Source organism: Microcoleus sp. N9_A1, from assembly GCF_036701795.1.
GTDB lineage: Bacteria > Cyanobacteriota > Cyanobacteriia > Cyanobacteriales > Microcoleaceae > Microcoleus.
Genome location: NZ_JAUBRI010000053.1, coordinates 44414 through 54755, shown reverse-complemented (window position 1 = coordinate 54755; position 10342 = coordinate 44414). Strand labels below are relative to the sequence as shown.

The window sequence follows — 10342 nt, the reverse complement described above, 5'->3', positions numbered from 1 at the left end:
GATGTAACGGATGTAACGGATGTAACGGATGTAACGGATGTAACGGATGTAACGGATGTAACGGATGTAACGGATGTAACGGATGTCGGGAAGAGGGAAGACCCAGCAGGAGAGAGGGAAGAGGAGAAAAAGAAGAGGCAAGGAAAAGTTTTTCTTGCCTCTTCCGATATTCATTAGTCATTGTTAATCATAATAGATGATGAATCAAGGACAGGCAAATTAAGGATTAAGAAAAATGCTTGCTAGGGTTTGGAGTGCATCGATCGTTGGAATTGACGCGGTAAAGGTGGGTGTTGAGGCTGATGTGTCGGGGGGGCTACCGAAAATTGTGGTTGTGGGATTGCCAGATTCTGCGGTGCAAGAAGCTAAGGAAAGGGTTAGGGCTACGCTGAAAAATTCGGGCTATGCTTTTCCGATGCGGAGTATTGTGATTAATTTGACTCCGGCGGATTTGCGAAAGGAGGGGCCGAGTTTTGATTTGCCGATCGCCATTGGCATTTTAGCAGCATCGGAACAAGTCAGCGCTGAACTTTTGGGAGATCATTTGTTTTTAGGGGAACTCTCTTTAGATGGGAGTTTGCGGGCTGTGGCTGGGGTTTTGCCGATCGCCGCTGCTGCTCAAAAAATGGGTATTTCGGGCTTGGTTGTACCGGCTGGTAACGCGCAGGAAGCGGCTTTGGTGCACGGAATATCTGTTTATGGTTTTGAGAATATTTTTGCAGTTACTGATTTTTTAAACAATCCTAATGTGTATTCGCCTGTAGAAGTAAACGGTCGAGAACAGTTAGCAAAAACGCGGTTTCCGGGTTTAGATTTAAAGGATGTAAAGGGGCAAATTCACGCGCGGCGGGCTTTGGAAATTGCGGCGGCGGGGGGACACAATTTAATTTTTGTGGGGCCGCCTGGAAGCGGTAAAACTATGTTAGCGAGGCGTTTGCCGGGTATTTTGCCGCCGCTGACTTTTGAAGAAGCTTTGGATGTGACTCAAATTCATTCGGTGGCTGGGTTGTTGAAGGATAAGGGAAGCTTGGTGGGCGATCGACCTTTTCGCAGTCCTCACCATTCAGCATCGGGGCCGTCTTTGGTAGGTGGCGGCAGTTTTCCGCGTCCGGGTGAAATTTCTTTAGCACATCGTGGCATTCTTTTTTTGGATGAATTAACGGAGTTTAAAAGAGATGTTTTGGAGTTTTTGCGACAACCGCTGGAAGATGGTTATGTGACGATTTCTCGGACTAGACAATCGGTGATGTTTCCGGCTCAATTCACTTTAGTTGCAAGTACGAATCCTTGCGCTTGCGGTTATTACGGCGATTCAATCCAACAGTGTACTTGTTCGCCGCAAAAGAGGGAGCAATATTGGGCAAAACTTTCGGGGCCTTTGATGGATCGGATTGATTTGCAAGTGGCGGTGAATCGTTTGAAACCGGAGGAGATTACGCGACAGCCGACGGGGGAGGAGTCGGAACCGGTGCGGGTGAGGGTTCAGCGGGCACGGGATCTCGCAACTAACCGTTTTAAGTCGGAAACTAGCTTGAGGTGCAATGCGGAAATGCAAAGCAGTCACATTAACAGATGGTGTCAGTTGGATGATGCTTCTCGGAATTTATTGGAGATGGCGATTCGGAAGTTGGGGCTTTCGGCGCGGGCTAGCGATCGAATTTTGAAGGTTGCTAGAACTATTGCTGATTTGTCGGGGGATGAAAGCTTGAAAACAAATCATGTGGGGGAGGCGGTGCAGTATCGGACGATCGATCGGATGCAGTAAGTCAGCAACGGCTCAAAAGACACAATACCCCGATCCCCGACTTCTTAAAGAATTTGGGGCTCTAACAGTTGATTCGGCGATTTAAATCGCTTCTAAACATACGAAGTCCCAGCAGAGAGGGACTAAGGGATTAAGGGGGTATTTAAGCTCGATTCATGTTGTCCAATTATTTAATTCAGCCACTGAAATGCCCCGATGTTCCCCTGTTTATTGTCTGATTTTGTGCTGCATGGTGCCAGGGTATCACTTGTGACAGTTGCGTAAGTTCTGTTAGTGTTAGATTGGGGGAAGCGACAGCAAACCAAGGCAGCAGTTAAAGTGGCGATCGCGGAAGCTTTAGACCAACTGCCCGAAAGCTAATCAACTGAAGTGTATCAGTGCAAATATCAAGAGGTTTATCAGCACGTCTACGAATCTTATTCTGAGGCCACACGCAGTATTTATACCACCGCAGTTTGAAGCTGGTGTCAATGCCACCCACCCACAGCTTTTGTCAAAAATTCCTCATAATTTCATCAAAAATTCATCAAGTTTTTACCCACTTTTTGTCATTTTTACTGTAATTTATGATACCGATCGCCCAAGTTACCCGAATCTCCACAACGGCCGAATTTTTAATATTTAATTTCTCGCTCTCCCTCTCCCTCGCTCTCCCTCTCTCTTCCCCTCTCTTCCTCTTTCCCTGGCCCCATCTCGCTGTTTCACCCTAAAATTTAAAATTTTTGAGTAACAAATCATGGCACGATCGCAGCGCGTTTTGATACCATGCAATCAAGCGCAAGACAATCAGGGAATGCACTGGAGGTGTGTAAATGGAGCTTTTGGCAGAACAAAAACGGTGCTTAGATTGCTTGGTAAGCTCGATCGAGCAATTGGGAGGTCGAGTAGACATTCCCAAGCTGGAGCAGATAGCTGAGCTAATCATTCAAACGATGAGAGGGCCTTGGCGCTACTTTCACACGTCGGAACACATTTTTGAGGTCGGGGGGTCAGTCGATCCGATCGAGGTGCTGGCTGCCCTGTTTCACGACCTCGTGTACGTGCAAGTCGATCACGGCGTGAGTTTCAATATTAGCAGCGCCCTTTGCCCTTTTGTCAAAGAGGTGCGATCTCAGTTAGTTATTAGAGATGAAACCGAACTGCCCGACGATGCCATGTATCAGCTAGTTATTAGAGATGAAACCGAACTGCCCGACGATGCCATGTATCAGCTAGTGGCCTCAGTATTTGGGTTTATTTCCGGCAAGACTCTCTCTCCGTTTGGCGGCCAAAACGAATTTTTGAGTGCCGTTATTGCTGCCAAATCTTTGGAGCCTTTTTTGCCAGCTAGTACGATCGCTGAGATAACAGCTTGCATCGAAGCTACTATCCCTTTTCGTCCCGTTTCGCCCAGCGGTTTGAGCGCGATCGAACTTTTGCACGAGCGTTTGGTAAGTGCGAACCGCGATTTTAACTTGGCATGGAGCCATGCAGAAATTGTAGAAATTGTCAAGCGTGCTGTCAGGTTAGCAAATAGAGATGTCGAGAATTTTGCCTCTCGAAATCCCTCTAATTTCTTAGACAATACCTGGAATTTGATGCCAGAAACCAACCACGAATTGAGCAATGTTAATTCCTATACTGTTGCCGGATATCGCAGATCTCTGCAAAAAATGGAAGGATTTTTAAACTTCCTCAAACCAGAACTGGTTTTTCAGCAGTTTATGCAAGAGCCGGACGATGAAACCTACGCTAACCTGATTGCCCGAACTCGCAAAAATATCGAAGTTGCTAAACTTTATCTGGGGGTCAAGCTAATTACCATCGCCATTTTAGAAGCTCTTTCCTACCGTTTGGGACGCGATATTCCGCTTTCAACGATGATGGGAGAATTGCGCGCACCAGGATTTAAAACCTCGGTTTTGGAGGATTACTTGCCCAACAAACAGATCGCCTACCCATTAGAAACTCAGTTGGAAAAAGAGGTTTTAAATTTGTTAGCAATAGGACGAAATCAAGAATCTCCCTATGATATTAAAAACTCTCCCGTAGCTACGTTTATTATCAAATCTATCGGCTTTTCTGAAACCGAAAACTTTTTGAAGAAAGCTCAAGAGTTTTTTGCCGGTCATATTTCCTCGGAAGAGTTTCTCTCTTACTGCGCTCCCGATGTCATCGAGACCATCTCCTCCGGCGTGATGAAACTCTTTGACAGCAGGAAGAAGGCTTTAGGGAAAGTTAAATTAGTTCACCAAACTGTTTCTTAGGATAGGTTGGCACAATCTTAAAACGTTTTCCATCGCAGAAACCAGGTTTCTTGAGTTCAGCCACAATGTCCGGTTAGTCTGAGATGTTGCACCATTCTCGCTTAACAGGCTTTCGGGCCTCTTCCACAAAGAATGAGTTTTCTTGTGGCGAGTAGGGGTTGGGCAGGAGATCCCGCCCATAGCAGGCTTATTGACAATGGTGCAAGATCTCAGTTTAAACCATAAAAAAAAGTCCTCTTTAAAGGACTTCAGCTATGAGTCAGGGGTTTGAACCCCTGGCGGACTAGACTAATTCGACATCCAACTTCTATTGCGGTGAACCAGCCGCACCCTCTGCGCCGGAGTTGCTATCAGGTACAGCCGTATCCGTAGGATTAGAATCGCTCTGGCTTTCCCTATTAGTTTCGCCGCTCGTACCTGCTCCAGGAGCGCCCTCATCTTGAGTTGAAGATGGAGTAGCGGAACTCTCAGGTGCTATAGTTGGCGGAGTGGAAGCTGGCTCATTCTGCGGAGTCGGAATCGTAGTATTAGTATTATTTGACGACGAAGATGGAGACGGCGCTGCTTCCTGAGCGGGTGCATCTTGCTGCTGTGAATTTGGAATTGTAATATTGATATTGGGAGCCGGACTTGCTTGAGGAGCCGGATTTGCCTGTTGAGCTGGACTTGGTTGAGGAGCCGGAGTTGCGTTTTGAGCTGGACTTGGTTGAACCGGAACCGGAACAATCTTTTGAATGATCGTTTTTTCTCTCTCTATAGTCCTCGTCGGAGCTGGTGCTGCTGAAGGCTGATTCGCTTTCGGTACAACAATCACAGGAGCAGCAGTAGGAGTAGGAGCCTCCTCTGCCCGATTGAAGTAATATACACTGCCCAGAACTAAGCCTGTCAAAGAAGCAAGAAGAATCCCTAACAGTAACCCGCGACCAGCATTCTGATTATCACGGACTTCTTGGACTCCAACTTGGCGGTGGTTTTCGGCAATTTCACCCTGTACATAACCTTGGTGATGAGCTGCTTCTTTAGAAGCCTTCGCCGTTGTACTCGGAACATTTGTAGTGGTTCGCGTTGTACTGACGTGACCGTTAGTTGCATCGGTGTGAACTTCTTGATGAATTTCACGGCTAGAGCTATTTTCTTCGTTAGGATTCATAATTATCTTCGCCACAACTCTTCAAAAAATATTTGTCTGTAGGAGATGCTCTGGTTTGAAAACTTGAGCTAAGCTGTTGAGCATTTAAATCACTTATTTCGATTTACTGTCAAGATTCAAGTGTAAGCGTTGGGTGTTTGGCTAATGCCCAGTTTAAATGCTTAACAGCTTTCTGCTTAGGGAGTTTCGAGAACTTTTGGTTTTTCCTTCATTTGTATCCAATCTAACTGGTTAAGGTATTAACCAGGCTCTACCCCCAGAGTGATTGCCCCAGTCCCCAAAGGAATAGAATTAGCCGGACTTCAACAAAGAATATCGGCTAAATAAGTTATTTATAATGCTTGCTGTGCAAGCATATAGCAATCTTTAATGAGTCGTAAATTTTTGAGCCCACCCCAACCCTCTCCGAACCCGCTCTGAGGGAGTAAGAAATTCACAAATGATGCGAGGATTGCTATATAGCAATCTTTAATGAGTCGTAAATTTTTGAGCCCACCCCAACCCTCGCCTTATCAAGGGGAGGGATTCAGTTGACAGTTGACAGTTGACAGTTGACAGATGACAGATGAGTGCGACCTCTACCTAGAAAGAAGAAAATTGAAGTAATGAATCGTCTTCTTTTAATTTCTCGCCTTTAACAATACTCCGGACAGTTTTTGAGGCCGAGGCTGAAACCCTCATTCTACCGTTAGCATTTGACCTCACTGAGAAGGCTGAAACCCGCATTCTGCCGTTAGTGATTGAAAACTGTCCGGACTATTGCTTTAAGGGAGAGGCTTTAAACCAATTTTTTCTGGTAATAAATTCACAAATGATTTAGGATGGCTATAGATGATTCATGGCACTCTTAAAAGTGGCAACTTTACGGCAGGAGTGGGAAGGCAATACATCAGAGAAATGGGGGGAAAAGAGATGGGAGTAGTAACAGTTACTAGCCATCTATTTATAAAGAAAGTTTGTGCTTGAAATTTGTTTAAGTCCGGTTAAATAACCACAATTAAGTTTTTAGTAATCAAGGAAAGTTTTTTCTCATCCATCAAGAGAGGATGGTCGTACTCACTACCAACAAGCTTGATTACGGGATATTAACCGGACAGGAACATTACTAACAACTGAGTTTCTGTTATTCTGTTCTTTCAATGATAATGGTCATGTGAGCTACTAATGCACCTATCGCTCCTACTGCTGCAATGACTGGAAACAATGCCGCACCGATGACTCCACCGACTACTCCCACTGTCAGAGGAACTTCTACCAAAATCCGTCCCTCTTCATTTTTGATAATGATGCGGCGGATATTTCCTTCGTGAATCAGTTCTTTTACTTTAGCAACCAAATCGTCGCCGTTAATTTTCACCTCCTCGACGCTAACTTTTTGCTGAGTATAAGCAGGGGTTTCTAAAGGAGTCGTTTCAAAGTTGACCTCAGTAACTTTTTGGGCAGAAACTTTTTCAGATACAGGTATTGATTCGAGTTCTCTTGTCCCGACTGGTTCTTGTGCGCGATCTGTAGGTGTGTCCATTTTTTGTTCTCCTTTTAGGTAAAAGTATTTTTGTATATAATTATTTAGAAAGATAACACGCCACTTTTTTTGAATCAATCATTCTTTTGGGTGATATTGCTGCTGCTGTCGTGATTTTCTGAAGGTATGATGAAAATTCTCTCACTCTCTCGCTTCTGGGCTGATCCCATCTGTCCCTGTCTCCTTGTGCCGTTTAGTTAACTGTCTGCTTCTGGTTCTCGCACCGCCCCACCCTTGAAAAACTTCCAATCCAGACAACGAAAGGATGAGAGCGACTTTCACACTCTCAGAGACTCAGACTCAACAGGTGTAAAGGTTGAAATACTGACATTGTACTGAAAGTACGATCGCCCCGCCGTGTATACAGTTACCACCTCTAGTTCGGAAAACCGCACATGGAAACCGTCGCTTACTTTCCTCAAATGTCATTTCAATTTAGCTCAGTGCGATCGCCCAACCACACCCGACCCCCCGAGGTTCCTCAAATCAACATCTTAGAGTTTCTAATGAGAATTGCCTAAAATCAAGGGGGAGGAGAAGTAATAATGATCGAAAGATTATCGCAACCAAACCAACTTCCTCAAATTGAAGTGGAGGTTGGAGAAAAGTCGGGTAAAATACAATTATTTTCTTCTGCTTCCTCTTGATTCTCCGTCTCGGATTTTCCAGCGACAGAATTTAAATATCAAGTTGGCAGCCCGACGGTACTTTTCTGCAAATTTTTAAGGAACATCAAGCGGATGTGTGGAATGTGAGTTTTAGTGGCGATCGCACAACTTTAGCATCTGCAGGGAAAAATTTCGTCGGTGAAGCTTTGGAGTGTCGATGCGGCTAAAGTATAAGCTGCCGAACTTGACAAATTGCTCGCCGTCGGCTGTCCCTGGCTGGAAGACTACCTACATTACAATCCTCGGGTTGAGTGCGATCGGCATTTGTGTAAAAAAGCTGACAATTGAGATTTCTTGGCAATTGCCGGAAACCTGTTTTGCCTGAATTTTAAAATCGGGCGATCGGCTGCCGAGTTGTCGCTATTCTTGTCTTATTGTAATATAATTTTACGCAAGGGGTAATACGAAATGTACTGCCACAGGTCGCAGATGTCTATCCATCTGAACCAAATTAATGTCATCAAACATTAAAAATAGTTATGACTGTTATATTCGGATTAGTGAAATCTTGGATATATAAAATTCAATACATAGTCAGGTTTCAAAGGGGTGTCTGCTGTTAAATCAATCTAACCTGCAATATCGTTTCGGGGGACACCAGCACGATTTAAGGCAAAAAATAATCCTGCTGAATTAACTGGATTCGAGGGAGCAGAGAAAAGTTGATGACTAAGCTATAAAAAGAGTTGAAAAGGCAGTCTAAATAGCAGGCAAGACTCTAGCAGCCAACCGCAACTGCCAATTACAAAAGGAGGGAGCAGTGTATGAAACTGACGGGTTGAGTCCCCTAAAATCGCCGCTTGGTTTGCGATCGACTCTACAGGAATTAACCCTGTACGACTTTCTCCTAGAATCTGAGTGTCTGGGGGACGAAGTTGCTAAAATTTTTCAAGCAAACCCTTTAGTTCCCGGCATCATCATCACTCAGCAAGGAAAGTTTATAGGGATGATTTCGCGGCGGCGTTATTTTGAACACATGAGCCGCCCCTACAGCTTGGAGTTATTTTCTCAACAGCCTTTGTTCATACTCTACCGCTTTACTAAAACTGATATGTTGGTTCTCGATCGCGAAACCTCAATTATGACGGCAGTGCGGCAGTCTTTGGAGCGATCGCCGGAACTAATCCACGAACCAATTGTAGTACAAGTAGAACCGGAAACTTACAAACTTTTAGACGTACACCAACTGCTGCTTTCTCAGTTGCAAATTCACGAGTTATCAACCGTGGCGATGCGAGAGTCACAAGCGCAATTGAGACATCAAGCCCAACAGCTCGAACTTGCCATACTGGAACTTCAGCGCACTCAAACTCAACTAATTCAAACAGAGAAAATGTCTTCTTTGGGGCAGTTAGTAGCAGGAGTAGCTCACGAAATCAACAATCCGATCGGCTTTATTTACAGCAATTTGCACCACGCTAAAGAGTACACGCAAGGTTTAATGCGGATGCTCGACATCTATAGGCAGCAGTGTCCCGAATTTATACCGGAAATTGCAGCGGAAGCCGAAAAAATCGAACTCGATTATTTGCTAGAAGACTTGCCGAAAGTGTTAAATTCCATGCAGCAAGGTGCAGAAAGAGTGCGCGACATCGTTTTGTCGCTGCGGAATTTTTGCAGATTAGACGAAGCTCAAATGAAGCAGGTCAACATTCACGACGGTATCAACAACACGATTATGCTTTTGCAAAGCCAGCTTAAAGGGAAACCGGGGCAGGAGGCGATCGAAATTTACAAAGAATACAGCGACTTGCCGCTGGTGCAGTGCTATCCCGGACAGCTCAATCAGGTATTTATGAATATTTTAGTTAATGCAATTTACGCTCTGGTGGAGTCTAATAAATACGAAAATGTAGATAAAAAAAACTCTAAAAAGTCGCACTTAGGCAACCAAAAGCAGTCTTGTACAACGGCTCAATCATCATTTTCTAAGTCTACTCGCCTGATTCCTACTATTCAGATTCGCACTGAGTTAATTGAGAAAAAAAAGGTAATAATTAAAATTTTTGACAACGGCCCTGGGATGACAGAAGATGTTCGGAAGCGGTTGTTTGACCCTTTCTTTACTACTAAGCCGGTCGGCCAAGGAACCGGTTTGGGACTCTCGATTAGCTATGAAATTGTTGTCAACCAACACGGCGGCGAATTGAAGTGCTTTTCGGAACCGGGAAAAGGAGCAGAATTTGCGATCGAGATTCCACTTCAACAGTCTCCCCCAGCACAGATTTTGCCTCGCTTTGCGTGATACAACAGAAGGAAGAAGGAAGAAGGAAGTTCGGCAACTGATTATTTAACGGATGTAACGGATGTAACGGATGTCAGGCAGAAGGCAGTTCGGCAACTGATTATTTAACGGATGTAACGGATGTAACGGATGTAACGGATGTCAGGAAGAAGGAAGAAGGCAGAAGGAAGAAGGCAGAAGCAATAAAAGTTAGGGACTCGGCCGTTGAAACCGCTTTTTGTCAAACTTTCGTTCCTCTCGCTTGAGACTAAAGAATAAAGCCCGTCGGCTAATGCGAACCTTTGCAAACCCACTTCCACAAAGGATGACTCGGCCCCTGTTGGCGAATGCGGCGAACTTGTTGTTCCAAACCCTGTTTTTCCCGCAGGGGTAATCCTCGCACCATATTGCGACTTTGCCAAGTTAGCACAGCTAAAGTCATTCCCAAGCACAAGCCCAAACCGAGAGTCGGCCAGCGATGAAAAGATAAACCGTAGCGCACCGCCGCCCAAGTGAAGTGTTCTAACCACAAAGCGATTTCGCGGCGCAAACCCCAAATGCTCAAAGAACCGACGCTAATCCACAGCAATATCACAGTTAACCAGCGGCCGTAAACTGTTAGTTTGTGAAGTCTTTTGAGTTCAATTTGAAAAATTTCGTCATTTGTCATTTGTTATTTGTCATTTGTCATTTGTCATTTGTCATTTGTCATTTGTCATTGGTTATTGGTTATTGGTTATTGGTTAGTCAACAGTTAACCATCAACA

6 protein-coding genes and 1 pseudogene are annotated in these 10342 nt (G+C 44.8%); 4 read left to right on the top strand and 3 right to left on the bottom strand.

What is annotated here, in order from left to right; genetic code table 11:
- The first annotated feature begins 235 nt into the window (after window positions 1-235).
- Both QUA58_RS22135 and QUA58_RS22130 read left to right on the top strand, forming a co-directional pair.
- A complete protein-coding gene (locus tag QUA58_RS22135; protein WP_333255966.1) occupies window positions 236-1765 on the top strand; it encodes a YifB family Mg chelatase-like AAA ATPase in 1530 nt (509 codons plus the stop codon).
- 812 nt (window positions 1766-2577) lie between these two features.
- Window positions 2578-4011, top strand: a complete 1434-nt coding sequence (locus QUA58_RS22130; protein WP_333255964.1) for a hypothetical protein — start codon at window positions 2578-2580, stop codon at window positions 4009-4011.
- A 307-nt stretch (window positions 4012-4318) separates the two neighbouring features.
- Here the strand turns inward: QUA58_RS22130 and QUA58_RS22125 are convergent, their stop codons facing one another.
- A complete protein-coding gene (locus tag QUA58_RS22125) occupies window positions 4319-5161 on the bottom strand; it encodes a hypothetical protein (protein WP_333255963.1) in 843 nt (280 codons plus the stop codon).
- 815 nt (window positions 5162-5976) lie between these two features.
- On the opposite strand from QUA58_RS22125, the pseudogene QUA58_RS31625 reads away from it, so the two are divergent.
- Window positions 5977-6106, top strand: a pseudogene (locus tag QUA58_RS31625) (IS701 family transposase); the annotation flags it as partial.
- Between the two features lie 178 nt (window positions 6107-6284).
- Here QUA58_RS31625 and QUA58_RS22120 read toward each other — a convergent pair.
- Window positions 6285-6683, bottom strand: coding sequence for a DUF4342 domain-containing protein (locus QUA58_RS22120; protein ID WP_333255961.1), 399 nt, complete (start codon window positions 6681-6683; stop codon window positions 6285-6287).
- 1428 nt (window positions 6684-8111) lie between these two features.
- Here QUA58_RS22120 and QUA58_RS22115 point away from each other — a divergent pair.
- Window positions 8112-9596: an ATP-binding protein gene (locus tag QUA58_RS22115; protein WP_333395975.1), complete on the top strand. Its 1485-nt coding sequence runs from the start codon at window positions 8112-8114 to the stop codon at window positions 9594-9596.
- Window positions 9597-9864: 268 nt separating this feature from the next.
- Here QUA58_RS22115 and QUA58_RS22110 read toward each other — a convergent pair whose 3' ends face one another.
- A complete protein-coding gene (locus QUA58_RS22110) occupies window positions 9865-10245 on the bottom strand; it encodes a hypothetical protein (RefSeq protein ID WP_333395973.1) in 381 nt (126 codons plus the stop codon).
- Window positions 10246-10342 lie beyond the last annotated feature (97 nt).

Excerpts from the sequence above, each read along its gene's own strand:
- QUA58_RS22110 (WP_333395973.1), bottom strand. The coding sequence starts at position 10,245 with ATGACAAATGACGAAATTTTTCAAATTGAACTCAAAAGACTTCACAAA.
- QUA58_RS22135 (WP_333255966.1), top strand. The coding sequence starts at position 236 with ATGCTTGCTAGGGTTTGGAGTGCATCGATCGTTGGAATTGACGCGGTA.
- QUA58_RS22125 (WP_333255963.1), bottom strand. The coding sequence starts at position 5,161 with ATGAATCCTAACGAAGAAAATAGCTCTAGCCGTGAAATTCATCAAGAA.
- QUA58_RS22130 (WP_333255964.1), top strand. The coding sequence starts at position 2,578 with ATGGAGCTTTTGGCAGAACAAAAACGGTGCTTAGATTGCTTGGTAAGC.
- QUA58_RS22120 (WP_333255961.1), bottom strand. The coding sequence starts at position 6,683 with ATGGACACACCTACAGATCGCGCACAAGAACCAGTCGGGACAAGAGAA.